We start from the raw sequence: 25,055 nt of genomic DNA on the forward strand, positions 1-25,055 counted from the left end.
AGTGTTGGTCAAGGGCGAATCCGACTCCACCATCCCCTTTATTTTCCTTCAACAGGTCGCTCACAGGTGTTTTTCATAGAATTTTTGACGCTACCGTTGGATGATAGGTGTTTGTTGGTACCCCTGCATCATACCAAGAGGGCTTTTTTCTTTCAAGTCCCCCAAAACCTTTCTAACAGGAATGCTCTTAATTTTTTATAACAAAATAATACTACCACATATTGCTAAATTACGCATCTATATGGTATATTAAATACAAAAAAATGAAAAGGGTGAAAAAAATGATAGAAAGAAGCATTACTAAACTACTAAGTGTTTCGGCATTATCTTTAGGTGTTCTGTTCTCAACTAATGCAGTAAGCTATGCGGCTGAAAATACGAATCAACCAAGTATTGAACAAACTGATATTGAAGCAGTTAAGATTGGTGGAGTAGAAATTAGTAAAGACGATCTAAATAAAGAGCAATTAAAAGAGTACAAAAAACTTATAAAAGATGGTTACACAGTATCTATACAAAAAAATGAACAAGGGTATGTAACTATTAGTGGCTATAAAACTGAATCTACTTCTCTTAATTCTTCCAGTCAAATAACACCGCAAGTAGTAGTAGGAGATCAAAGATTTAATATTTCGCAAGCTATTTATTATGGATATACGCATGTTGGGGAAATTACGGGATGGATTGATGTGGAATATATTGGATCTACAGTTTATCCAAGAAAACATTCTTTATATGTTTCTGGTGCTTACGGAGATAGAGTTTCTTATTCATACGGCAATCCTGGAAAAGTATATTATAATTTTACAAAAGTAGTTAGTAACGGTAGTATGAGTGGGACAGGCCCAGTACCTTTCCAAACTAGATTTGATATTTATAGTAACGGAACTATGAAATTCTCGAACGATTTATCACTTTATGACTAATAACTGTAGTTGAGCAAATTTACTAACATAAATTTACATCCAAACAAAAAAGGAGACATGAACCAGACTCCTTGGTTAAAATAGATGTGCTAACCAACCATTCACAAGGAGGTTCATGTCTCATGAATAGATTAGCACATCATCAAGGAATCCACAAGTTTTTCATGGAGTTGGGATTGGCGCTTTATTTCTCGAAACCGGTCATCAAGCATCTCGTTCATATGGTGGATGCCTTGACTACCAAGGGATTTTCGGGAACGTTGACCGATGTCCATCACTGGAGTTTTCATCCCAACCATCGAACAACGCTCAGCCATTTTTTCACGAAAAGCCCTTGGGATGAAGAGACGTTGCTTCGCAAACTCCAGCAATGGATCCTTCATCGCATCGAGCGAATCGCCAAACGGGAGAATCAACCCCTTTTTGTTTCGATTGATGATACCATTTGCCAAAAAACGAAGCCTTCGTCACGGGCTGCACACGCCATTCAAGGGTGTGATTGGCATTTCTCTCACAAAGATCATTAATCGGTCTGGGGGCATTCGCTCGTTTGGCTGATGGTACACACCATGACTCAGGCATTCCCGTTCGCGTTTCGTCTTTATGATAAGACGGCGGGAACAAGCAAAGTCGACCTAGCGATGGAGATGCTTTCTTCGCTCAAGGTGAAGCCGGATCATCCGGTGTATGTGCTCATGGATTCATGGTATCCGTCCAAAGAGCTCATCGAAGCCTTCCTGAAAAAGGGATTCCATGTCATCGCGATGCTCAAGACGAAAGGCATCGCCGTCCAAGGTGACACTCACCTCGTCACGGTGGGAGAAGAGCGTTATCGCGTATATCGTTACGAAGGAACGCTCAACGGTCTCGACCATGCGGTGGTGCTGCTTGTTTGTAAAGCCGATCAGCCGATGACACCGGAACATCTTCACTGCGTCTTGAGCACCGATCGGGAGCAAAGCGATGAAGACATCTTGCGCTACTATGCCGAGCGTTGGTCGATCGAATGCTTTTTTCGTCAAGCGAAAGACCAGCTGAATCTCGATGGGTACCGTGTTCGTCAGGTTCGGGCGGTGAAACGGTATTGGATTTTGGTGCATCTCGCTTATGTGTACAGTATAGTCGAGTCCAACCAGGATTTCTCTACCGGGCTTGATCTTCTCCGAACGAAGAAAAGGCATCGTCTCGTCGGGTTCATTTACCATGCAACAAAGCAAGATATTCCCATTGATGTTGTCAAAAAAACAGCTCCATGTGGTATAAGGGGTACCCTGTTTGTCTCTTTTTATATGGTGATTATTGTTATGAAAATTGCTCATCTACAGTTATTTAAATAAATTTTTCCTAGATAATTACAAAAGTACTCTATTTTCTTTAAATTCAGGAGTTGGTGCCCTAGGAGAAATCTTATCTGGTGTTATCTTTGGAATTATTGCAGTAAAATTTGGACTAACAACAACATTTTTGGTAGCTGCCATTTTTCTATTCCCAGCAATTATTATTTACTGGGTAGTACCTAAAATCCATGATAAAACTTCTATTACTGTAGATGAGCAAATTCGCTAACATAAAAAATAAAAAATAGACTTAAAGAGCCTGTTCGTCAAAATAATCACAATGATTCTCATATTATCGGCATTGGCATGGATAAACAAATGAATATAACCCATGACACTAGCTCTCAACTAGCGCCATGGGTATAAACATTTATACCTTATTGTTTTGTTGATACAGTTGTACGATTTGTTCCTCCTGTTCGCTAATGATGACTTTCGGAACAGGGGTCGGTTTTTTGTTTTGATCGATGGCGACCATTGTTAAAAAGCATGTGGTTGTTAAGTGATGTTCGCCTGTAAATAAATCTTCTGTTTCGACTTTGACGAATACTTTCATTGATGTGCGTCCGGTCGAGTAGACGAATGCTTCGAGTTTTAAAATATCGCCTACTTTCGCGGACGAAATGAAATCAACTTTGTCGATCGAAACTGTGACGACTGCTTTTCGTGCATGGCGCATGGCGGATATTGCCGCAATTTCATCAATATAAGCTAAAACCGTACCGCCAAAAATCGTGCCGAGATGGTTCGTATCAGAAGGCAATACGAGCCGTGTTTGAATCGTTTTCGACTGCTCGACGCTCACTTCCATGCTTTCATCCCTCCATAAGCCAAGAGTTGCTGGCGATATTCGTGTGCGGCTTCCACCATCGCCTTGAGTGCATCGATAGCTTCTTTTTCTTTTCGCGTTTTTAATCCACAATCGGGATTGACCCAAAATTGTTCTGGACGAAGAACGCGAAGTGCCCGTTCGATTTGCTCACTTATTTCTTTTTTTGTCGGAATGCGCGGACTATGAATGTCATACACCCCTAAGCCAATTTCCTTTTGATACTCATATGTTTCAAATGATGAAACAAGTTCACCGTGGCTTCGCGACGATTCAATGGAGATGACATCCGCATCAAGCTCATCAATAATATGCATCATATGTTCAAACTGGGAATAGCACATATGTGTATGAATTTGCGTTTCCTCTTTCACCGATGAGGTAGCGAGGCGAAACGCCATAACGGCATCTTTCCAATATGATGCATGTTTCTCTTTTTTGAGCGGCAATCCTTCCCGTAACGCTGGCTCATCGACTTGAATGATGCGTATGCCTTCCTTTTCTAACTGCAATACTTCCTCACGAATGGCGAGGGCGAGTTGCATCAGCACATGTTTTCGTGAAATATCGTCGCGAACGAACGACCAGTTTAAAATGGTTACAGGACCTGTCAGCATTCCTTTGACAGGTTTATTCGTCAGCGACTGAGCATACACGGTTTCTTCTACGGTCATCGGTTGTTGGTAGGCAATATGGCTAAAAATAATAGGTGGACGAACACAACGCGATCCGTATGATTGCACCCAACCGTTTGTCGTGCATGCCATTCCTTGTAATTTTTCGCCGAAAAATTCAACCATATCTGTGCGTTCAAATTCACCGTGAACAAGTACATCAAGTTGTAGCTGCTCTTGAATCTTGATCCATTTTGCAATTTCATTCTTTATAAACGACTTATATTGCTTGTCGTTCCATTCGCCTTTTTTCCACTTCATCCGAGCTTGGCGCACGTCGTTTGTTTGCGGGAAGCTGCCAATCGTCGTTGTCGGCAAAAGTGGAAGCTGCAAATGTGCTTGTTGTGCTTTTTTTCTTTCGTTGTAAGGTGTTCGGCTTAACGGAACGGTAGTGATGTCGTTTGTTTGTTCTTGTTGTTTGCGGAACTTAGTGAAATAAGCGTTTGTTTGTTCATCGTATTTGATTAGCTCGTCGATTGTTGCGTTTCCTTTCATATATTCTGTAAGTATACGTATCTCATCTAATTTCTCATCAGCGAAAGATAAAGTGCTGACAAGTTCCGTTGGCAATGCATGTTCATGTTTTGTCGTGACAGGGACGTGCAGTAAGCTGCAAGACGGTTGAATAATGAGTTGTTCCGCAACGCCTGCTAAATGATGAAGGAGCGTTGCTTTTTGTGCAAGCGAGCTTTTCCATACATTGCGACCGTCTACAATCCCAGCAACTAATATTTTATCTTTTGGAAATCCGTGTATGTTTATATGTTTTACGTTTTCGCCATCGTCATGCACGAAATCAAGCCCAATGCCTGCGACAGGTAAAGCAACGATTTCACGATAATGCGATACGCTATCAAAATATGTTTGTAAAATAAGGTTTATATTTGGTACATCGCGATGAAAAACTTCATATACATCACGAAATGCATCGACTATGTCATCATCTATATCTTGAACGAGAATCGGTTCATCGATTTGTACGAATGACACGCCCGCTTCGCTTAGTTGTTTGAATAATTCCACATAAACAGGAACTAACTGGGCGAGATGTTTACGCCACTCATTTCGTTCGTATTGTTTAGAAAGCAAAAGAAATGTAATCGGTCCAAGCAATACAGGTTTTGTTTCAATATGGAATGTTTCTTTTATTAGTTTGTATTCTTTTAATAGCCGATTTTCTACTAATCTCGGCTTCGTTTGCCCGATTTCAGGCACGATGTAATGGTAATTTGTATTAAACCATTTCGTCATTTCAAGCGCATGTTGTCCATTTGTACCGCGTGCCATCGCAAAATATTGTTCGAGTGCATTGTCTATTTGTTGAAATCGCTCTGGAATATACCCGAACATAAATGCTGTATCTAACACGTGATCGTATAAAGAAAAATCTCCGATTGGAATAAGGTCGATTCCTTTCTCTACTTGTTTACGAATCGAATCAAGTCGAATGTGTTCCATCGTTTCTATGAATTGCTGTTCGTTGATTTGCCCATTCCAAAAAGATTCTAACGCTTTTTTCCATTCTCTTTTCTCACCAATGCGCGGATACCCTACATTTGAACTACGGATGAACAAGTTAAGCACCTCCAGTCATTTATATCCCAATCAAGCGAAAAAACCCTCTTCCAAACAGAAGGAGGGCATAGCTAGCTCGTATTGAGATACATGAAGTGCCTCAAGATCATATGTCCTCACTCCTCCCTATGACGCGTAGGTCGTAAGTGCATACAACAGGCAGGTCTCCTGACTTAGCTTCATCGCTGTTTATCTCCTTCCCATTTCGCATGAAACAGTGGATTGTGATAAACAGCTCTGCATCACAGTGGCGCGACCGTGTTGGATTTTCACCAAACTTCCCTTTTAAGATTCACAGCATCTGTGAACCACCTGTTGCGTGAACTTATTATGTTGTTGTATAAAATTCAGAATAAACGAACTTTTTGTTTTTTTCAACTGAAATATTTTTTTGTGTGGTTTTTAGAGATATGACGTCGCGGTAAATGGGTATATTTTTCTTTTAAGTTAATATTGATATTTTATTAGTAAATTCATATGAAAAAGTATTGATTTTTTTCTTCTTTTGTTATATTTTTGCATTTATAAAAAATAAATTATTTCATATATATTCTAAAATTTTAAAAAAGAAGTTGTTTTTATTTATTTCCAAAATATGTACTTGGTAAGGGGTGTGTTTTCTACCTCAACAAAAGAAGGATTTGTATTCTTGCTCAATAACAATAATGTTTATATCGAAAAGTGATTGAAACGATGTTCTCCATTCTAGCCGACCAATATCGGACCACAGACATTCGTGCCAACTCTATTTCAAGGTTTGAAGTGGCACTCGATGGAATCTTGTTGGTCTATTCACTTGTTACACCAGCGCTCGACCTAGCACCATGGATAAGAAAAAATAATTATTAGTTAGGAGTGATTTGTTTGGGCAATGTTTTAGCAAAATTCAAAGAGAGAGTTTCACAAATACCTGAAGCTACAGCTATTATATATGAAGGTCAGAAAATGACTTATAAACAATTAGATGAACTATCATCAAAATTGGCAAACTATTTATATAAAAACAATTACAGTGAAAATACCTTTATCCCAATTTATATGCCTCCATGTCCTGAAATGATCGTAAGCATTTTGGGAGTGTTAAAGGTAGGTGCTGCTTATCTACCTATATCTACAGAATATCCAGTTCTTCGCATTAATATGCTATTGGAAGACTCTAATAGCAAAATCATTCTGAAAAATACGAATGATTTGTTAAATGTGAACGTGAAACAAATTCATGTTAGAAATATTATTACTTCAGATTACTCAGACTCATTTGATGAAAAAAAGGGCGAATTCGCTTATTTAATGTATACCTCTGGAAGTACAGGGAAGCCAAAGGGTGTTAAAGTTACGCATTCGAATTTAGAATATATACTAAATAACATGCAGAAATACTATCCGATTTCTAGAAGTGACAAGTATATTTTATCAACCCCATTTACCTTCGATGTTTCGGTTGTTGAAATCTTTGGTTGGATCTACGGTGGGGGAGCTTTAGTAATACCGACACAAGAGAACTCACGTAATTTTAGAAAACTGGCCCATTTAATAGAAGTTCATAAAGTAACGCATATGGCACTTTCGCCTGCGATTTTAAATTTGATGCTAGATAAATTAAATGAGGATGATATTGATAAATTAGATAGAAACTTGAAATATTTAATGGTAGCAGGTGAAGAGTTCAAAGCTTCCCTTGCCCATAAAGCTATTAAGTATTTAAAAAATGTTTGTATTGAAAATCTATATGGTCCAACTGAATGTACAGTATATGCAACGCGTTATAGAATTGATCATGACTTTAATCGTTCAACCGTTCCGATTGGGAAGGAACTTGACGGGGTGCAAATTAAAATTTTAGACTCTAACGGAATTGAGGTGCCGATAGGTGTTCAGGGGGAAATGTACATTTCTGGTAATGGGGTTGCTGAAGGATATTTAAACTTACCTACTATCAATAATGAGAAATTCCTATTTATAGATAGAGAGAAATATTATAAAACAGGGGATTATGCGAAAAGATTAAAAGATGGAAACATAGAGTTTATAGGAAGGAAAGATTATCAGGTTCAAATAAATGGGATTCGAGTAGAGCTGGGGGAGATCGAAGATATTATTTTAAAAGAAATAAAAGAAATAAACATGGTTAAGGTGTTATATGAAAACAATAAACTTTATTGCTTTTATCAAGCGAAAAAAGCAATCGTACCCGACGATATAAAGAAGATTTTGAAAAACTTTTTGCCGTCATATATGATTCCAAACTTTTATAAACAGATAGATGAATTTCCGCTAACGATTAACAGAAAAATAGATACGAAGGCGCTTATGTCTTATCATGATGATGCTGATATGATACACAATGTTATTCAAAATGATGTTAGTGATACGCAGCAGAAAATCTTAAGTATATTTAGAGAAACTTTACATGTAGATAGCATTTCTTTATATGATAGCTTTTTTGATTTAGGCGGAGATTCATTAGATGTCATCTCTGTCATTATAGAGCTAGAGAATTATTACAACATTAACTTAGATGAATCTGTGTTATATAACCACCAGAATGTTAGTGAACTAGCAGGTTATATAGAAAAGAGGTTAGAGCAGGAAAATGAAGTAACTAAGCAGTTTCAAAAGACGGCTGAAGATATTAACATCGATCATATAAAATCGCAAATCTCTAGCTCATACTATAAGAACAATAAATCGATAGGTACAATAGAGAAAGTTTATCCAGTATATTATCATCAAAAGAATTACATTAAAGACAACTTTAATAGTGCGATTGACATCAAAATTGACGTGAAAAAAGATTTTCAATTGGAAAGGGTTATTCAAGCATGTAAGGATATCATTTTATCTAATGAACTATTAAGGTCTGTCATTTCTCTGGAGAGTGAACAAGTTGTATTTAAACAGGTTAAATTAGATATGGATAGCTATGAAATACCGTTATTTGACCTATCTGAATATTCTTATGATAGCGCAACCTTACTCGTTGACGAAATGACGAAGACTATGGCAGAAGTCGTCTTAAAAAGTCCTTTGGATGAGCTACTATATACCGTTGCGATCTTTGAATTGCAACAAAAGTACATTGTAGTGTTTGTGTTATCCCACAACATTGCAGATTTATCTAACAAACACATTTTGATTAAACAATTTATGGATTTATTAAACGGTCATAAATTAGGAAATAGATTAGAATATAAAGATTTCATAGATTTCATGGAGAGCAAAAACAAATTAGCGTACATCAGTAATTGTGATTACACAAAAAAACTTTTAAAAGTCAATGACAATAGAGTGAAAGTACAAAGCAGTGACGATTTGTTATTATTGAAGTTTCATTTTGATAACAAACTTAGAACAACATTCGACATAATAGATAAAATGAATTATATAAGTACTCAGATTCTATCTAGGGTTATTGGACAAAAAGAGTTCATCTATCAAACAATCGTTAACATAAGGAAATATAAAGATTTAGACTTCAGTAACTGTATTGGTGATTATCATACTTCGATGGTTCTTCTGGGAAAACCAGAGGAAACATTTGAGGAATTTAAAGATAGAATGGAAGAAGTTTATTCCATGTATAGAGATGGATTCAACCCAATTTATCTGTTTGCAAAAGGTTTTCCAAATATGAGCGAAACTCACAAAGATTTATACCGTCTCTACGGTGTCAATCCTATTGCTAAGACAAACTACTTAGGAACAATTAAAAATGAACAATTAAATGTTATGTTTGATTCATTAGAAGAGACGAGAAAAAACTTAAGTACTTTAAGAGATAATCCGTTTTTTATAACTTCTTTTTCAACAAAAGACTATATCTATATCGCGTTTTTAAACAAACCAGCTAACTTAGATGAAAAAATATATAAAGACCTTGATGTATGCGAAGAACGCATCTTTACTAGTACTTTAGATAAGTAATGAAGGAAAAATAATTTAACTTTGCCTGTTTAAAGAATGGTTGTCTCATCCTCAAAAACAGGCAGAGCTCATAACATTCTAGTAAAAATCCAGTCCTTTTTATTTACTTGCAATTGGGAAGTTTAACTTTATTTTTTCGACTGCCAGAAGGAAGCTAAAAGATTGTTTTCGTCACGCCTTTGTGTAACAAAGCATCGAACAACCGACCGTTTCCTAGACAAATACATTTGTCTAGGAGCGATGTTGTTCGGTCACTCAGCAGTCGAAAAATAGAGATTTCTCGTGTAAAAGCCGTAAACAAATCATCTATTATGGGGGATAGTATGTTTAGTAGAAATGAACTTCTCGTTTTTTTTGGTAACTCCATCTCTCAGCTAGGGAATGTGATCTTCACAATGGCTTTGAATTGGTGGATCGTAGTTATGACTGGTAGTGCAAAAATTTTAGGCATGATAACCGCTATTAGTCTAATTCCATCTGTACTCATCAATCTTTTTGGTGGAGTGATTTCAGATCGGTTTAATAAAAGGAATATTCTCATATTAATGGATGTTATAGCTGGGACAATGTGTATACTATTAGGTTTTTTTGCAGATGATAGCAGCTTAAACATTCCGTTAGTTATAGCAGTTAATATTGCATTGAGTATTTCCTTTTCATTGTTTTCGCCTACAATGAGAGCAATTATTCCTGAGATAATTGATGAGAATCGGATTAAAAAAATTAACTCCTATCTCACTACATCTTCAGAAATAATTAAAGTTTCAGGACCGATAGTAGGTGCATGGCTACTTTCTTTAGATTTTATTGGTATAAGTATGATATTTGTAATTAATGGTGTTTCTTTTTTAATATCTGCCTTGATGGAATTTTTTATTAAATACAGTTATGCTCAGTCTAGTAAAGCAAAGTCATACTTTGAAGACTTTATTGATGGGTTTAAGTATGTAAAAAGAGATCCATTATTGATAAGATTACTTATAGCGGTATCCTTGGTAAACTTTTTTATAGCGGGTTATAACATCATTTTACCTGTACTAGTTAATTCTTTATACAAAGATAGTACTGTGTACAGTTTAGCACTATCATCGGAAGCATTAGGAGGAATTATAGGTGCTTTCTTTTTAAGTTTTTCGAAAGGGAAATCTCAGTTAGTTCATATTTCTAGGGAGTTAATTCTATGTGGTAGTGTTTTTCTTTTATTGGTGTTCTCTAATAATCTTTATGTGTTATATGGAGTAATCTTTTTCTTCGGTTTTTTCTTAACAAGGTTTAATGTCCTTTTTTCACTTATATACAAACTAATATTGATAAAACGCTATTAGGAAGGGTATTTTCCTTTATATTCACTATTGCTATAGTTTTTATGCCGATAGGGAATACGGTTTTCGGTTTTTTAGGTGATTATTTTTATGAAGGACTACTACCTATAATAGGAATAGGTATAGTTTTGAGCGTTATCTTACTATTTTTTAATAAAAGTGCTTTAAAACATAACCATAAATACAAAGGACAGATAGAGTCTTAAGTGTTTTAACATATTGGTATAACGGAGACCTAATTTTGAAATTATGCAAAAAAAAAAGAGCCGCTTTGTTTTATTGCGGCTCTTTGTTATGAAGCGATGCTTCCATTTCTTTTGCTAAGTCAGCAACTTCTGCAATCGAAAGACCTGTCCGTTTTGCTATTTCGTGAATAGGTAAAACATCTAAAAGATTTTTAGCGATGTCGATGGCCTTTTTCTTTTCTGTTTCTTGCAAGGTTTGTTTCATTCTCTCCTCTATTTCTTCCATTGCAGCTTTTACAGCTAGTTCTTTTTCTTGTTCTAATTCTTCGACAAGCAAGCGTAGGACTTTGTTCATTTTCATCTACTCCTTTACTTTTTTTGCATAGTGCTCGTCAATCAATTTGTCGGTAGCTGTTAAAACGCCAGCGATGATGTGCAGTTGTGTCGGCTCATCTGTGATTTCTTTTGCGAGTCCAATCGTTTTTTCAATCATCGTTTGTCGATCGTAGCGGCTCTGCATGAGTGGGACGAGAATGAGCTTCATCGTTTCTTCGGCAGTTAACGGTTCATTGTTGCGAATTTTTTCTTCAATTGCATGAAAAATCGCATCGCCGTTGAATTCACAAAGTAATACTGCCTTTGAGGAAATGAATACATCGCCTGCATGTAGTTGCTCCTCAACACGTGTGACATCACTCGTGTAAATAACAACAATACGAATCGGTCGAATTTGTTTCTCTGTTTTATAATATGTGTCTAATAGTCGGTAAGCATAATCGAGGTACTTTAGATGGTTAGCGATAAATCGATTGTTGCTTTCATATTCGAGTAGAAGAATGGAGTCGTCTTCAAGAAGAAATAGCGTATCCGATCGCTTCGTGCTCGCTTGGACAGCTGGAAACTCATTTGGTAACAATGCTTTAATTTTAGGGAGTCCGTGGAGTCCGTATACATCGAGTGCTTGATTTTTGTACAACTCACTTAATGATTTGAACAAAATGTCTTTCGCTTGATACGATATGCCTCGTGCCATGCTTATACACACTCTTGTTTTATTACTATTATACCTCCTTCGCATAAGAATTGAAACGACTTTCATCATTATAAAAATACGCCTTGAGTCGTAGTTGAAAATATAGCTATGGGACATGATGAAGAAAGATAAGAATCGGTAAGATGAAAGCAAGGAAGGAGGCGAAAGGGATGTTAAAAAAAATCGGGTTATTGCTTGCAGGTGGAATTGCGGTGCTCGTGCTTATGTTTCACCTCGGTCCGCTCGTTGGGTTAGCGATCAGCTTGGCGATTTTGTACTATGCGACCAAAAAGTTTTTCAAAGCCGATTCGACGTTCGGCAAAATCGTTTGGGCGCTGATTGGATTGGCTGCGCTGATGGTGAGCGTCTCGAATGTACCAGCGCTTATTGCCATTGTAGCAGCGTATGTGCTTTATGTCGTGTATAAAAAATGGAACGAACCGAAAGAAGTAGTGCAAGTCGTTGACGATCCGTTCATTCATTTTGAAAAGCAATGGGCAGAACTACAAAAACATTATTGAAGGAGCGAAGAACAATGGGTTTACTTTCTCGCATGAAAACGATGATTTCGGCAGATATTCATGAATGGTTGGACGAAAAAGAAAAGAAAAATCCGATTGCGGTGCTAAATGAATACTTACGCCAATGCGAACAAGAAGTAGAAAAAGTACGGAAGCTGCTGGAACGGCAATACTTGCTGAAAGAGCAGTTTACACGCGAATATCGCGAAGCTATACAGCTTGCGGAAAAAAGGAAGAAACAGGCAGATATTTCCTCAAAAGCTGGTGAGTCAGAGTTGTTTACGTTTGCGTCTCATGAGCAAATGCAGTACGAAGAGCGAGCGACGCGATTAAAGCAATTGCTTGAGCAAACAAACGAACAGCTATTGGAACTAGAGAAAAAATACGAACAAATGAAACATCAACTAAAAGATATGCATATGCGCCGCATGGAGCTGATGGGGCGGGAAAATATCGCACGGGCGCATTACCGTATGAATCGTGTACTAGAAGATAAAAGCCCAGCGCTCTCTACGTTTGCGGATACGGAATCGTATTTAGAGCGCCTCGAGCAACGAGTGCAATCAGATTATTATCGCCATACGATTGACGCACGCATTGCGGAATTAGAAAAGCGGTTGCAGCAAGAGCAATAAACATATATGCTAAAGGCGTACGTTGTTGCGCCTTTTTCGTTTTATTGATTTATCGCAGAAAGGGGGAAGCCCCGTGAATCAACAAAAAACGACCGACTATGTGAGTTGGATAGTGCTTCTTGCACTCATTATTTTGGCGCTGGAAATTTCGTTTTTTCATCCAGGCATTGTTTTCTCTGTTCTTTTTTCGGCAGGATTGATTTATATCGGGAGAAAAAAATGGCATCGGAAACTTGGCAAAATCGTCTTCTGGCTTGGGTGCCTCGGTCTTTTTGTGCATGTGTTCACGATGATCACGGTTAGGTTTTTACTTGTCGCACTATTGTTGTATGCGATTACCCAATTTGCTCAATCGAAGCGACATCCTTCCGTTATCTGTCCGGAGATGAAAACAAACCATGCAGAAACAGAACTCGTTTTTCGTCAGCCGCTTTTTCAAAACATGTTGTTCGGTCGGCAAAAAACGCCCGAGCATGCGTATGAATGGAGCGATGTGAACATTCAAACAGGCATTGGCGATACAGTTGTTGATTTAAGTTATACGGTCGTTCCGAAAGGAGAAGCGGTAATCGTTATCCGCGGCTGGATTGGCAACGTGCACATTTTTGTTCCATATGAAATGGAAGTGAGCGTCGTCCATTCCGTGCTGTTTGGGGCAGCGTCTATTTTTTCAAGAAAAACGGAGCGGCTATGGAATCAAACGTTTATTTATCAAACGCCAGCGTATGAAACGTCCGAGCAGAAGTTAAAAATCATCACCTCGATGGCGGTTGGAAATGTTGAGGTGAAACGAATATGAACCGACATATCGTTGGGGCACTTCTACTCGCTTTTACCGTTTCGGTTGTATTATTTCTTTCGTATGCTTTTACGTTTCCACCTGCGAAGTGGTCGGCACTATGGGACGAAACAGTGCTCGGGGTGCCGTTTGTCGCTTTTTTATTTATGGCAAGCGGGGTTATCGGCGTGCTTTTTGGCATTTCATTCGATTGGTTTTGGCGAAAACAATGGCGAGCTATTGAATATGCGTTGCTTCAAATGGAACAAGGGAATATAGAGCTATCACGCAAACAAACAGCAAAAGAACTGAATGATGTGTGGGAGAGAATCGAAAAGCTACAAAAGCATTGGCTCGAACAAACGAAGCTCACGCAAAAATTGGTGACAGAAAAAGTGGAAAACGAAGGAGAGTTAATCGAGCGAATTATTTCAGAAGAACGAAACCGTCTAGCGCGCGAATTGCATGATTCCGTCAGCCAACAACTATTTGCTGCATCGATGATGATGTCTGCACTAATGGAAACATATGCAGGAAGCGAACAAGGGAAAAAGCAATTGAAGCTTGTCGAACAAATGATTCACCAATCCCAATTGGAAATGCGGGCATTGTTGCTTCATCTACGGCCTGTGCAGCTGAAAGGAAAGTCGCTTCAAGATGGAATGAGAGAGCTGTTGACGGAGCTTGCCCAAAAAGTGCCGATGGAGATGAAGTGGAAAATAGAAGATGTGACGCTTGACCGCGGGGTGGAAGATCATTTATTTCGTATTTTACAAGAATCGGTGTCTAATACGCTTCGTCATGCGAAAGCGACGATGTTAGAAGTGTTGTTGCTTGAGCGAGATGGGTTTGTCATTTTGCGTGTGTCGGATGATGGAGTCGGCTTTGATGTCGAACGGACGAAAAGTGGCTCTTATGGCTTACAACATATGTACGAGCGAGCGGCCGAAATTGGTGGAACGTTAAAAATCGTTAGCATAAAAAATAAAGGAACTCGGCTAGAAGTGAAAGTACCGCTTGTGTAAGGGAGGAAGCAAGGTGACTAAAGTATTGCTTGTCGATGACCATGAAATGGTGCGGCTTGGTGTTTCCGCGTATTTATCTGCCCAGCCGGATATGGAAGTTGTCGGGGAAGCAGAAAGCGGAGAAAAAGGGGTTGAACTTGCACTTCAACTTCGCCCGGATATTATTTTAATGGATTTAGTGATGGAGACGATGGACGGCATTGAAGCGACGAAACAAATTATCAGCGCTTGGCCAGACGCAAAAATTATGATTGTCACAAGTTTTTTAGACGATGATAAAGTATATCCAGCGATTGAAGCAGGGGCAGTCAGCTATATGTTAAAAACGTCGAAAGCAAGCGAAATTGCGAATGCGATTCGTGCCACGTTTCATGGACAATCGGTATTCGAACCAGAAGTAACGGGAAAAATGATAAATAACGTGCGGAAACAATCGCTTCCACACGAACAACTAACGAGCCGCGAGATGGAAGTGTTGTTATTCATTGCGCAAGGAAAAACGAACCAAGAAATTGCCGAGGAGTTGTTTATTTCATTAAAAACGGTCAAAGTCCACGTCAGCAATATTTTAGCGAAACTAGACGTGCAAGACCGGACGCAAGCGGTCATTTATGCATTTAAACACGGGTTGGTTAAATAATTGCATATTGTGTACGGTGCGAAATTTGTTATAATAAGGTAAAAATATTGAAAGGAGGGGTGGAGATGCGTATTTCAGCAGATGATTTTGAATTGTTGAGAAGGTGGGTTTATTCTCGGAAAAACAATGTTTTATTTGAAATGGAACATGCCATCATGATTATTGAAGAAGGAGATAAGGTCATATTGAAACCTGAAAGAAAACGGTTAACGAAAGAGGAGAAGTTAGCCCTCGCTGAAAAACTAGCAGGGAGTGCCGATTATTTTAGCGTAAAGGGAGTAGAAGAAAGCATTCGAATTGCCAATCGAGAATATGATCGGGAGGATGAAACGTGTGCCGAAAGTTAATCGATAACAACATCTGGGTCGCTCACGAAATGGGTTATCCAGATGTTGTTTTTTATATACGTGAATTAATTAAAAGTGAACAGTCATTGGTCATTAATACTGTAATTGAAATGAAGCTCATGTCTCACCACGAAATTGAAACGAATCCAATCGTTAAGCAAATTAGGGAGGATTACGTATACAAGATGATAGATGAAATTATTGATATTACTAGTCCGATTGCTATGAAGGCAGGCGAAATTAGAAGAAAGGCAAAATTATTGGGTAGAAGAGTTCCGAAAGGACCAGATGCGCTCATCGCAGCGACAGCTATTGTACATCGCATCCCGTTAGTTAGTAATAATGATAAAGATTTTAAATGGATAAGTGAACACTTTGATTTTCCACTCATCAATCCAATTACAAACCATACCGACTTTCAAGAATTCCAACAAATGTATAAACGAAAGAGAGAAAACATGTAGCAAAAACTCCTAATTTTATGGCGAGATTTTTTTATTTTTTGCTTTACATTGACGTTACGTAAACGTTTATCATGAACTTGTCAGGAGGTGAGCGAGTGGAGTATACGGTGCAGCAACTAGCGAAAGTGGCGGGGGTTACGAGCCGAACGCTACGATATTATGATGAAATCGGTCTTTTGAAACCAGCGAGAGTAAACGCCTCAGGTTATCGCATATACGGACCGAAAGAGGTAGACCAACTTCAGCAAATTTTGTTTTATCGCGAACTTGGGGTTGATTTAGAAACGATTAAGCAAATCATCACCTCCCCGTCATTTGACGACGTACAGGCGTTGAAGCAGCATCGCGAAAAACTCTTGGCAGAACAGCGGCGATTAGAGGCGTTAATCGCCAATGTCGAAAAAACGCTATTAGCGAAAGAAGGGAGAATCATGATGAGCGACAAAGAAAAATTTGAGGCGTTTAAACAGCAGCTCATTGACGAGAACGAACGAAAATATGGCAAAGAAATCCGGGAAAAATACGGCGATGAGCAAGTGAACAAATCAAACGAAAAAGTAAAAAACATGACGCAAGCACAATACGAAGAAGCAACAAAGCTCGGCGAAGAAGTATTGCGCGTATTGCATGAAGCGTTTTTGACTGGCGACCCGGCGGGAGAGCTTGCCCAAAAGGCAGCCGATTTGCACCGTCAATGGTTAGGCTATTTTTGGGATCATTACTCAAAAGAAGCACATGCAGGATTGGCACAAATGTATGTGGATGATGAGCGGTTTAAAGCATACTACGACCAAAAACAGTCAGGAATGGCGGAGTTTCTTCGTGACGCCATTTTCATTTACACAGGCAAAAAGTAGGCAGGCATAAGCCTGTCTTTTTTACATTGTAAAAGGTTGAAAAAAGATGTATATTTAAATGAGAATGATAATCAAATTTAAAAGGTGATAGCGATGGAACAACTATACGATGTGACGATTATTGGAGGCGGTCCGGCGGGGCTGTATGCGACGTTTTATAGTGGACTTCGAGAAATGAAAACAAAACTGATTGAATATCAGCCACAATTAGGTGGGAAATTGCATGTGTATCCAGAAAAAATGATTTGGGATGTTGGGGGACATGCTCCGATTACGGGAGAGAAATTACGTGAGCAACTTGTTAAACAAGCGATGACCTTTCATCCAACCGTTGTATTAAATGAAAAAGTTGAAGCGATTCGGCGAAGAGAGGACGGGATATTTGTTTTACAAACATCATCCGGACAACAACATGTGTCGAAAACGGTCATTATTGCAGTAGGAAGCGGTATATTAAAACCGCAAAAGCTTCAAATTGAAGGAGCCGAAAAATTTGAAATTACAAATTTACATTATACGGTGAAATCGTTAAAACAGTTTAAAGGGAAAACGGTGATCATTTCAGGCGGGGGAAATACAGCAATTGATTGGGCAAATGAGCTCGTGCCGATTGCCAAAAAAGTATATGTGACTTATCGCAATGAATCGTTAAAAGGGCATGAATCGCAAGTGACGCAATTATTGAATAGTTCAGCAACTTGCTTTTTTCATACGTCCATTACAAAATTAGTTGCTAGTGCGAATCATGAAACGATTGAGCGAGTGGTATTGACAAATCATGAAACGGGCGATGTGTTTGAACTCGATGTAGATGATGTCATTATTAGCCATGGGTATGAACGAGATGCTTCATTGCTTATGAATAGCGAGCTGCCAATTCAAATGGCAGACGATCATTATGTTGCAGGGAACGCAAAAGGTGAATGTTCTGTTCCAGGTTTATATGCAGCAGGAGATATTTTGAAGTATGATGGGAAGTTATATTTACTTACGGGAGCTTTCCAAGATGCAGCGAATGCAGTAAATAGCGCGAAACGGTTTATTGAGCCAACTGCCGATCCGTATGCGATCGTTTCATCTCACCATGAAGCATTTAAGGAGCGAAATCGAGAGTTAGTGAAACAAATGTTAAAATAAATGGTAGCGATGATGTATAAACTCGTTTGTTTCAACGCAAACTTTCGGTAAAACAAACGAGGTGAACATCGTGTTCAAACAACGGACGATATGGATGATGGTGTTGGCGTTATTTATGTTGACGGCGTACAGTCAGCCACTTACTGTGACAACGAAGCAAATGAAATATACAAATGAACTGATGGAAGTCGATTTAAACATTCCGATCATATCCGGTTCGATCAACCAATCGTTCCAACGCAAAGTCAATCGTTTATTGCGAAAGGAGTCGCTTGATTTAAAGCGTGAAGTAGAAAAGCAAGCGCGAGAAAATATGGCGATAAGTAAAGAGGAAGGATTTCCATATCGGCTACATGCGGCAGTCAGTAATTATGAGGTGACGTACAATCAACGTGGCATTTTAAGCATTCCTGTTACGTTATATGGCTATACAGGTGGGGCGCACGGAATGACAGTGAAAGTGCCAAACAATTTCGATTTCCATACAGGGAAATCGTTGCAACTAAGCGACTTATTTAAAAAAGGAACGAGATACAAACAAGTGATTATAGACGAAGTGATTGCTCAAATAAAAAAAGAAAACGATTTGTATTTTGACAACGCCATCGCTGTTGTGCAACAGATGCCGAATGATCAACCTTATTATATGACGAAAGATGGTATTGTCGTTTATTATGGACTTTATGAAATAGCCCCATACGCCGCAGGCATTCGCGAATTTCTTATTCCATTTTCAACTTTGCGACCATATATGAAAACGAAGCTAGCGCAATAAAAGCGCTAGCTTCATTTCATTTATTGGTGGTAAGAAACGACTTCTTTTTTCGTTGTTTTCGTCATCGCTCCCCATCCTTCAATGGCTAAGAAAATGCATAAAACGAAAAGAATGAAAGCAGAGCCAGCTAATAGCCAATTTTGTGTTAATACGTTTTGATACATTAACACACAAAGAGCAGCAACCGTGACAGCGAGCATAAACACCATTGGGATGACAACATAAAACGATTTGGCGCCAATTTTCATGAGCCATGCGGAAACAGCTAGCAAAGCAAGCGCCCCGAGCATTTGATTCGCTGCCCCGAAAAGCGGCCAGACGGACTGCCATGTTCCTGATAATGCAAGCGCTCCAGCACCGATAAGACCAACTGTTGTTGCGACATGATTATTTTTAAATGCGTTTGTTCGCTCTTCACCAAGTTCTTGAATGGCGTAGCGCATTAACCGTGTTGCTGAATCTAATGTTGTTAATAAGAAAGCGGATGCTGTAAGTGCGGTAAATGTAACTGCTGTTGCTTCTGGGATGCCGACATGGGACATAAAATAACCAACACCAGCAGAAAATGTACCAATTGGTCCACCAAGTTCACTCATACGAGTCGCAAAGTCAGCTTGTGTTAAATAAGCGACCGTTCCAACCGAAATGATTGCCAAAAAGCTTTCTAACAACATACCACCATAGGCGATAAATTTCCCGTTTTTCTCATTATCAAGCTGTTTTGCGGTCGTTCCAGATGATACGAGCGAATGGAAGCCTGAAATAGCACCGCAAGCGATTGTAATGAACAAAATTGGAAACAAAAATCCGAGTTTTTCGTGATAAAAACCTGTAAACGCTGGAAACTGAATAGTCGGCGCAGCGATAATCATGCCGACAGCAGCCCCAGCAATCATGCCGTATAAAAGAAATGAGTTTAAATAATCGCGTGGTTGTAACAAAATCCAGACAGGTAATACCGATGCAGCGTATGCGTAACCTAGTAAAATAAGAGACCATGTTGTTGCGCTTAACGAAAGTGGATATTGAATGCCAACCCATACAGATAAGAGCATAGCGATAACCCCTAGCACGCTGGCTACAAATAAGTTCATTCGCATTTGATTAACAAAAAAGCCAAAAATAATCGCAATGCCGAGGAATAAAACAGACGCTGTAGCCGCTTGTGGAACAGCGACAAACGTATTTGCAACTAAAATAATAAATACACCAACAACGAGCATAAGTGTCGCGATAGAGAAAGTTAAAAATAATACTTGTCCGCGACTTCCCATATATTGTTTAATAATCGTCCCGATCGATTGTGCTTTATGGCGAATCGAAGCTTGCAATGATGTATAATCATGAACACCGCCAATAAAAATGCCTCCGATCATAATCCATAAAACGGCAGGAAACCAACCGAACACAGCAGCAGTGATGGGACCTACAATTGGTCCACCTCCAGCGATTGTAGCGAAATGGTGTCCAAGTAAAACAGGTTTTTTTGCTGGCACATAATCTATACCATCATACATTTCATACGCTGGTGTTTTACGGTTGCTATCGACTTTCAATTGTCTTTCGAGAAAGCGTCCATATGTAAAATAGGCAATAACTAAAATGACTCCGCAAACAAGCAACAACGTTAATAAGTTCAACGTACATCCTCCTCAAATGGTTTTTCGAAAACATGTGTAAACGACCGAGCTTTTCGATGAGTAAATAATTGTTTTGAGTCTAAAGCGATGATCGCAATATAACACTCGAGCCAACCGTGTAATCCGAAACGAATAAATTGTAGCTTGCGAAATCGTTTCACCTCCTTTATCGCTTCATCACATGCATTTGGTGCGACAATTGCCCCGATGAAAATGGTAGACATATGATCTTGATGGTTGGATATGTAGTTCGGCACATGATTGATAAATGCTTGAGAGAATTGTGTGATGTCTTCTTTTGTCACGATATTTTCTTTTTGCCACACAAAAATAAATTGCTCATTTTCAACAGCCCAAATTTTAGACTTTTTTGTCATAAAATATTTCTCATCACGTCGGTGATAATGAGCATAAAAAGGTAAAGACAATGTGCCGAGCTTTTCATCCCGATAAACGTTGAAATAAGGTGTAAGAATTGTTGCTAGGTTATGGATATATTTGTTTATATTCATCACAGCCACCTTTTAAAATTTTCTGAATATTATTATATTTAAAAATGTAAAACATTTCAATAGTTTCTTTTTTCTCGCTCTTCACCACAAGTTGTACTTGATAAAAAAGGGTGATTATGATAATAAAAATGAAAAAATTAATTTTACTTTTTTTACCACACCACTCTTTTTACTAGATTGCTATCAGATTTAAATTTAAAAAGCAAGTACATCTTTCGGTGATGAACCTTTTTTCTTAATAAAATACTACTTGCTAGAACGAGAAAATCATTTAACTTTTCTGAAAATTGTGTTAAAATACAACAAAAAGGAGTTTGTACGCATGGTTGAAAAGCAATTAAAAGACCGCATTATTGAAACGGCGCTCACGTTGTTCGAAAAGTATGGATATCATGGAGTAACGGTTGATCGAATTGTTGCTGAATGTGGAGCGTCAAAAGGGGGATTTTATCATAATTTTAAGTCGAAAGATGAATTGCTTTACCATATTCATGATGTGTTTATTACGTATGTGCTAAATAAAGCGCAAGAAGCATATGTAAAATATAAGACACCGACTAAACGGCTATGTGCAATCATCCAGTCGTTTGTCAGAGTTTTTCATATATATAAACCGCACATTACAGTGTTCAATCAAGAGGCAGCATATTTAAAGCCGGAATATGCTGAAAAAATTAACGCAAAACGTGAGCAGTATAAGCAAATTATTTTTCAAGTGCTTCGTGAAGGTATTGAAGCAAAACAATTTCGTGCAGAAGTACCTGTTGAAATTGCGGGATTGTCGATTATCGGCATGGTCAACTGGATGTATAAATGGTATAAGCCTGATGGACCGATGTCGATTGAGCAAATCGCCACAGCCTTTAACGATTTAATTTTACATTCGCTTTTGACAGAAGAGGCGAAGCGAGATGAAGATATTTCGTCATTTCTTTTGTCGCATGTGGGCGATGAATGACGAATGTTGCATAGCGTACAGACCAACTAGTCGGTTTGCTATCAAAACAGGCTTGTTGGTTTCATATATTTTCATTTTTATAGAGGAGGAGAAAAGCGATGCATTTTGAATTAACGAAAGAACAACAAATGATTAAAGAGATGGTTCGCGATTTTGCGGAAAAGGAAATTGCTCCATACGCGTCGAAATGGGATGAGGAAGCCATTTTTCCAATTGAGACGTTCAAAAAAATGGGCGAGCTTGGACTGTTTGGCATTCCGTTCCCTGAACAATATGGCGGTTCTGGTGGAGACACGATTTCGTATGCGATTGCAGTTGAAGAAATTGGTCGAGCGTGTGGCGGAACAGGGTTAAGTTATGCGGCAGCTGTATCGCTCGGTGCTAGTCCAATTTACTATTTCGGAACAGAAGAGCAAAAGAAAGAGTGGCTTGTACCGATGGCAAAAGGTGAGGCTTTCGGCTCGTTCGGATTGACGGAACCAAACGCAGGGTCTGATGCGGGCGGAACGCAAACGCGTGCGATTCTAGATGGCGATGAGTACGTCATTAACGGAGAAAAATGTTGGATTACAAATGCAGGTTATGCCCGCCAAGTGATTGTAACCGCTATCACAGGAAAGGATGAACGAGGAAAAAATATCATTTCTGCGCTCATCGTTCCGACGGATACGCCAGGGTTTTCGATTAATTGTCATTATGACAAGATGGGCGTTCGTGCATCCAATACGTGTGAACTTGTTTTGCAAGATGTACGTGTGCCAAAAGAAAATATATTAGGCGATCCGAAAAAAGGATTTAAGCAGTTTTTATATACGCTAGATGGAGGACGCATTTCCATTGCGGCGTTAGCTGTCGGCATCGCGCAAGCCGCATTCGAGAAAGCGCTTCAGTATGCAAAGGAGCGAAAACAGTTCGGGCAACCGATCGCGAAATTTCAAGCCATCCAGTTTAAACTTGCTGACATGGCCATGCAATTGGAACTTGCGCGCAATATGGTGTACAAGGCGGCGTGGTTAAAAGATCAAGGCAAGCCGTTTACAAAAGAAGCAGCGTATGCAAAATTATTTGCTTCCGAAACAGGATTTCACATTTGTAATCAAGCGATTCAAATTCACGGTGGATACGGATATATGAAAGAATACGGCGTTGAACGTCATCTTCGCGACATCAAACTGATGGAAATTGGCGAAGGAACATCAGAAATTCAGCGGCTAGTCATTGCTCGTCAACTAGGATGCTAGATGAACTTACATTCCTCGCACAATACGAAGCTACGAATAAGTAACCTCTATGCAACATTTCTAACAAATACGACCACTTCATATTTGCACCATTCACAGCAATGAATAATCCATTCGAAAATGAAATATTGAGGGGGAGTCTCATGTTCTCAAAAGTACTTATTGCTAATCGGGGGGAAATTGCTTTACGCATCATTCGCACGTGCCAAAAGCTTGGCATTCAAACGGTCGCCATCTATTCGGAAGCGGATGCCGACTCGCTTCATGTAAAACAAGCGGACGAGACGCATGTGGTTGGAAAAGCACGCGTGAATGAGAGCTACTTAAATATCGAAAAAATCATTTCGATTGCAAAAGAAACGAAAGCGGAAGCTATTCACCCTGGTTACGGTTTGCTTTCAGAAAATGCAACATTCGCTCGTCGATGCGAAGAGGAAGGGATCGTCTTTATCGGCCCAAAACCGGATGTCATCGCGAAAATGGGGAGTAAAATTGAAGCAAGACAAACGATGGCGGAAGCAGGGGTGCCGATTGTGCCCGGCATCTCCTTTCCGCTCGCTGATGTCGATGAAGCAGCACATGTAGCAAACAACATCGGCTATCCGGTCATGTTGAAAGCATCAGCAGGCGGCGGAGGGATTGGCATGCAACTTGTTTATGACGAAGAGCAGCTACGCAAAGCATTTGAAGGAAACAAAAATCGTGCCGCTTCCTTTTTTGGAGATGGGGCGATGTATGTCGAAAAATATATTGATAATCCGCGCCATATTGAAATTCAACTGTTAGCCGATCAACACGGAAACTGCGTGTATTTATGGGAAAGAGAGTGCTCCATTCAACGTCGACATCAAAAAGTTGTCGAAGAAGCGCCATCGCCATTTTTAGACGAAGAAACGCGCAAAAAAATGGGAGAGGTGGCTGTGCAAGCAGCAAAACATATTGGATATACGAACGCAGGGACGATTGAATTTCTCGTGGATGAACAAAAAAACTTTTATTTTCTTGAAATGAATACACGTCTGCAAGTAGAACATCCCGTCACAGAAGAAATTACGGGCATTGACATTGTCGAACAACAACTACGCATTGCAGCGGGAGAAAAACTTTCTTTTTCACAAGCTGAAGTAAAACGGGAAGGGCATGCGATTGAAGTGCGTATTTACGCCGAAGACCCAAACACATTTTTCCCTTCTCCTGGAACGATTACATCTTTACAACTGCCGAGCGGGGAACATGTACGCCATGAAATTGCGGTACAAAGCGGTTCTGTCGTTACCCCTTTTTACGATCCGATGATTGCCAAATGTATTGTCAAAGGAAGCGATCGACAAACAGCTATCGCAAATATGATTGAAGCATTACGTGAGTATAAAATCGAAGGAATTAAAACGAATATACCGATGTTGATGGCTGTATTAACACATGAAGCATTTCAACAAGGGCATACGACAACAAACTTTGTGAATACGTATATGAACAAAAAAGGAGGGAAAACACATGCATGAAGTTGTGGCGTTGATGGCAGGGAACGTATGGAAAATTGTTGTGCAAGTAGGTGATGTCGTTGAAGAAGGACAAGATGTTGTCATTTTGGAATCGATGAAAATGGAAATACCAGTCTCTTCACAAGTAAGTGGGGTAGTCAAAGCGATTCGTGTACAAGAGGGAGATTTCGTAAACGAAGGGGACGTATTAATCGAAATCGAATAGGGGGGCATGT

The 25,055-nt window shown here is 39.1% G+C and carries 21 protein-coding genes, 3 pseudogenes and 1 riboswitch; of the genes and pseudogenes, 19 read left to right on the forward strand and 5 right to left on the reverse strand.

The genetic code is table 11. From position 1 onward, the window contains the following. Positions 1 to 281 precede the first annotated feature (281 nt). From HNR63_RS13195 to HNR63_RS13955, 3 genes and pseudogenes are all read left to right on the forward strand, one after another. Complete coding sequence (locus HNR63_RS13195; protein WP_181520987.1) at positions 282 to 926, forward strand: hypothetical protein; 645 nt, start codon at positions 282 to 284, stop codon at positions 924 to 926. Between the two features lie 122 nt (positions 927 to 1,048). Beyond that, positions 1,049 to 2,189: pseudogene (locus HNR63_RS13200) on the forward strand (transposase). A gap of 51 nt (positions 2,190 to 2,240) precedes the next feature. Then, positions 2,241 to 2,492, forward strand: a pseudogene (locus tag HNR63_RS13955) (MFS transporter); the annotation flags it as partial. Positions 2,493 to 2,633: 141 nt separating this feature from the next. Here the strand turns inward: HNR63_RS13955 and HNR63_RS13205 are convergent. Both HNR63_RS13205 and metE read right to left on the reverse strand, forming a co-directional pair. Beyond that, positions 2,634 to 3,074, reverse strand: a complete 441-nt coding sequence (locus HNR63_RS13205) for an acyl-CoA thioesterase (RefSeq protein ID WP_035046489.1) — start codon at positions 3,072 to 3,074, stop codon at positions 2,634 to 2,636. Then, positions 3,065 to 5,341 carry a 5-methyltetrahydropteroyltriglutamate--homocysteine S-methyltransferase gene (gene metE, locus HNR63_RS13210; RefSeq protein ID WP_181520989.1) on the reverse strand — a complete coding sequence of 759 codons (2,277 nt, stop codon included), beginning with the start codon at positions 5,339 to 5,341 and terminating at the stop codon, positions 3,065 to 3,067. The genes HNR63_RS13205 and metE overlap by 10 nt, the downstream gene beginning before the upstream one ends. Before the next feature lie 141 nt (positions 5,342 to 5,482). Next, positions 5,483 to 5,672, reverse strand: a riboswitch (cobalamin riboswitch). A gap of 533 nt (positions 5,673 to 6,205) precedes the next feature. Between metE and HNR63_RS13215 the strand changes: the two genes are divergently transcribed. Both HNR63_RS13215 and HNR63_RS13220 read left to right on the forward strand, forming a co-directional pair. After that, a complete protein-coding gene (locus HNR63_RS13215) occupies positions 6,206 to 9,265 on the forward strand; it encodes an amino acid adenylation domain-containing protein (RefSeq protein WP_181520991.1) in 3,060 nt (1,019 codons plus the stop codon). Between the two features lie 323 nt (positions 9,266 to 9,588). Continuing rightward, entirely contained in the window at positions 9,589 to 10,590 is a 1,002-nt protein-coding gene (locus tag HNR63_RS13220; protein ID WP_181520993.1) for an MFS transporter, read from the forward strand. A gap of 273 nt (positions 10,591 to 10,863) precedes the next feature. Here the strand turns inward: HNR63_RS13220 and HNR63_RS13225 are convergent. After that, positions 10,864 to 11,805 (reverse strand): annotated as a pseudogene (locus HNR63_RS13225) (RpnC/YadD family protein). A gap of 170 nt (positions 11,806 to 11,975) precedes the next feature. Here HNR63_RS13225 and HNR63_RS13230 point away from each other — a divergent pair. The 10 genes from HNR63_RS13230 (at position 11,976) to HNR63_RS13275 (ending at position 18,984) form a co-directional block, all read left to right on the forward strand. Further along, positions 11,976 to 12,326: a lmo0954 family membrane protein gene (locus HNR63_RS13230; protein ID WP_181520995.1), complete on the forward strand. Its 351-nt coding sequence runs from the start codon at positions 11,976 to 11,978 to the stop codon at positions 12,324 to 12,326. Positions 12,327 to 12,340: 14 nt separating this feature from the next. Continuing rightward, positions 12,341 to 12,961: a PspA/IM30 family protein gene (locus HNR63_RS13235; protein ID WP_181520997.1), complete on the forward strand. Its 621-nt coding sequence runs from the start codon at positions 12,341 to 12,343 to the stop codon at positions 12,959 to 12,961. A 73-nt stretch (positions 12,962 to 13,034) separates the two neighbouring features. Beyond that, a complete protein-coding gene (liaF, locus tag HNR63_RS13240) occupies positions 13,035 to 13,760 on the forward strand; it encodes a cell wall-active antibiotics response protein LiaF (RefSeq protein ID WP_343047779.1) in 726 nt (241 codons plus the stop codon). Then, a complete protein-coding gene (locus HNR63_RS13245) occupies positions 13,757 to 14,764 on the forward strand; it encodes a sensor histidine kinase (protein ID WP_181521001.1) in 1,008 nt (335 codons plus the stop codon). The genes liaF and HNR63_RS13245 overlap by 4 nt, the downstream gene beginning before the upstream one ends. Before the next feature lie 13 nt (positions 14,765 to 14,777). Then, a complete protein-coding gene (locus tag HNR63_RS13250) occupies positions 14,778 to 15,404 on the forward strand; it encodes a response regulator (protein ID WP_181521003.1) in 627 nt (208 codons plus the stop codon). Positions 15,405 to 15,469: 65 nt separating this feature from the next. Further along, positions 15,470 to 15,751 (forward strand): hypothetical protein, encoded by a 282-nt coding sequence (locus HNR63_RS13255; RefSeq protein ID WP_246316807.1) that lies wholly within the window; start codon positions 15,470 to 15,472, stop codon positions 15,749 to 15,751. Then, positions 15,736 to 16,215, forward strand: coding sequence for a PIN domain-containing protein (locus HNR63_RS13260; RefSeq protein WP_181521005.1), 480 nt, complete (start codon positions 15,736 to 15,738; stop codon positions 16,213 to 16,215). The genes HNR63_RS13255 and HNR63_RS13260 overlap by 16 nt, the downstream gene beginning before the upstream one ends. Before the next feature lie 71 nt (positions 16,216 to 16,286). Next, positions 16,287 to 17,072, forward strand: coding sequence for a MerR family transcriptional regulator (locus tag HNR63_RS13265; RefSeq protein ID WP_181521007.1), 786 nt, complete (start codon positions 16,287 to 16,289; stop codon positions 17,070 to 17,072). A 93-nt stretch (positions 17,073 to 17,165) separates the two neighbouring features. Beyond that, positions 17,166 to 18,209 carry an NAD(P)/FAD-dependent oxidoreductase gene (locus tag HNR63_RS13270; protein ID WP_181521009.1) on the forward strand — a complete coding sequence of 348 codons (1,044 nt, stop codon included), beginning with the start codon at positions 17,166 to 17,168 and terminating at the stop codon, positions 18,207 to 18,209. 70 nt (positions 18,210 to 18,279) lie between these two features. Further along, positions 18,280 to 18,984 (forward strand): PdaC/SigV domain-containing protein, encoded by a 705-nt coding sequence (locus tag HNR63_RS13275; protein ID WP_181521011.1) that lies wholly within the window; start codon positions 18,280 to 18,282, stop codon positions 18,982 to 18,984. A 20-nt stretch (positions 18,985 to 19,004) separates the two neighbouring features. Here HNR63_RS13275 and HNR63_RS13280 read toward each other — a convergent pair whose 3' ends face one another. Both HNR63_RS13280 and HNR63_RS13285 read right to left on the reverse strand, forming a co-directional pair. Continuing rightward, positions 19,005 to 20,624 (reverse strand): carbon starvation CstA family protein, encoded by a 1,620-nt coding sequence (locus HNR63_RS13280; protein ID WP_181521012.1) that lies wholly within the window; start codon positions 20,622 to 20,624, stop codon positions 19,005 to 19,007. Next, positions 20,621 to 21,136, reverse strand: coding sequence for a DUF8052 family protein (locus tag HNR63_RS13285; RefSeq protein ID WP_181521014.1), 516 nt, complete (start codon positions 21,134 to 21,136; stop codon positions 20,621 to 20,623). Before HNR63_RS13285 ends, HNR63_RS13280 begins: the two co-directional genes overlap by 4 nt. Before the next feature lie 322 nt (positions 21,137 to 21,458). On the opposite strand from HNR63_RS13285, the gene HNR63_RS13290 reads away from it, so the two are divergent. From HNR63_RS13290 to HNR63_RS13305, 4 genes are all read left to right on the forward strand, one after another. Continuing rightward, positions 21,459 to 22,094: a TetR/AcrR family transcriptional regulator gene (locus HNR63_RS13290; RefSeq protein ID WP_019416563.1), complete on the forward strand. Its 636-nt coding sequence runs from the start codon at positions 21,459 to 21,461 to the stop codon at positions 22,092 to 22,094. Positions 22,095 to 22,192: 98 nt separating this feature from the next. After that, positions 22,193 to 23,335 (forward strand): acyl-CoA dehydrogenase, encoded by a 1,143-nt coding sequence (locus tag HNR63_RS13295; RefSeq protein ID WP_181521016.1) that lies wholly within the window; start codon positions 22,193 to 22,195, stop codon positions 23,333 to 23,335. 143 nt (positions 23,336 to 23,478) lie between these two features. Continuing rightward, positions 23,479 to 24,840, forward strand: coding sequence for an acetyl-CoA carboxylase biotin carboxylase subunit (gene accC / locus HNR63_RS13300; RefSeq protein ID WP_181521018.1), 1,362 nt, complete (start codon positions 23,479 to 23,481; stop codon positions 24,838 to 24,840). Continuing rightward, a complete protein-coding gene (locus HNR63_RS13305; protein ID WP_021095842.1) occupies positions 24,833 to 25,045 on the forward strand; it encodes an acetyl-CoA carboxylase biotin carboxyl carrier protein subunit in 213 nt (70 codons plus the stop codon). The genes accC and HNR63_RS13305 overlap by 8 nt, the downstream gene beginning before the upstream one ends. Positions 25,046 to 25,055 lie beyond the last annotated feature (10 nt).

It is taken from the genome of Anoxybacillus ayderensis (assembly GCF_013761015.1).
Lineage (GTDB): Bacteria > Bacillota > Bacilli > Bacillales > Anoxybacillaceae > Anoxybacillus > Anoxybacillus ayderensis.

What these genes read in the sequence shown, in the direction of transcription:
- HNR63_RS13195 (WP_181520987.1), top strand. Translation starts at nt 282, where the DNA reads ATGATAGAAAGAAGCATTACTAAACTACTAAGTGTTTCGGCATTATCT.
- HNR63_RS13205 (WP_035046489.1), bottom strand. Translation starts at nt 3,074, where the DNA reads ATGGAAGTGAGCGTCGAGCAGTCGAAAACGATTCAAACACGGCTCGTA.
- HNR63_RS13220 (WP_181520993.1), top strand. Translation starts at nt 9,589, where the DNA reads ATGTTTAGTAGAAATGAACTTCTCGTTTTTTTTGGTAACTCCATCTCT.
- HNR63_RS13230 (WP_181520995.1), top strand. Translation starts at nt 11,976, where the DNA reads ATGTTAAAAAAAATCGGGTTATTGCTTGCAGGTGGAATTGCGGTGCTC.
- HNR63_RS13235 (WP_181520997.1), top strand. Translation starts at nt 12,341, where the DNA reads ATGGGTTTACTTTCTCGCATGAAAACGATGATTTCGGCAGATATTCAT.
- HNR63_RS13245 (WP_181521001.1), top strand. Translation starts at nt 13,757, where the DNA reads ATGAACCGACATATCGTTGGGGCACTTCTACTCGCTTTTACCGTTTCG.
- HNR63_RS13255 (WP_246316807.1), top strand. Translation starts at nt 15,470, where the DNA reads ATGCGTATTTCAGCAGATGATTTTGAATTGTTGAGAAGGTGGGTTTAT.
- HNR63_RS13265 (WP_181521007.1), top strand. Translation starts at nt 16,287, where the DNA reads ATGAACTTGTCAGGAGGTGAGCGAGTGGAGTATACGGTGCAGCAACTA.
- HNR63_RS13270 (WP_181521009.1), top strand. Translation starts at nt 17,166, where the DNA reads ATGGAACAACTATACGATGTGACGATTATTGGAGGCGGTCCGGCGGGG.
- HNR63_RS13285 (WP_181521014.1), bottom strand. Translation starts at nt 21,136, where the DNA reads ATGAATATAAACAAATATATCCATAACCTAGCAACAATTCTTACACCT.
- HNR63_RS13290 (WP_019416563.1), top strand. Translation starts at nt 21,459, where the DNA reads ATGGTTGAAAAGCAATTAAAAGACCGCATTATTGAAACGGCGCTCACG.
- HNR63_RS13295 (WP_181521016.1), top strand. Translation starts at nt 22,193, where the DNA reads ATGCATTTTGAATTAACGAAAGAACAACAAATGATTAAAGAGATGGTT.
- accC (WP_181521018.1), top strand. Translation starts at nt 23,479, where the DNA reads ATGTTCTCAAAAGTACTTATTGCTAATCGGGGGGAAATTGCTTTACGC.
- HNR63_RS13305 (WP_021095842.1), top strand. Translation starts at nt 24,833, where the DNA reads ATGCATGAAGTTGTGGCGTTGATGGCAGGGAACGTATGGAAAATTGTT.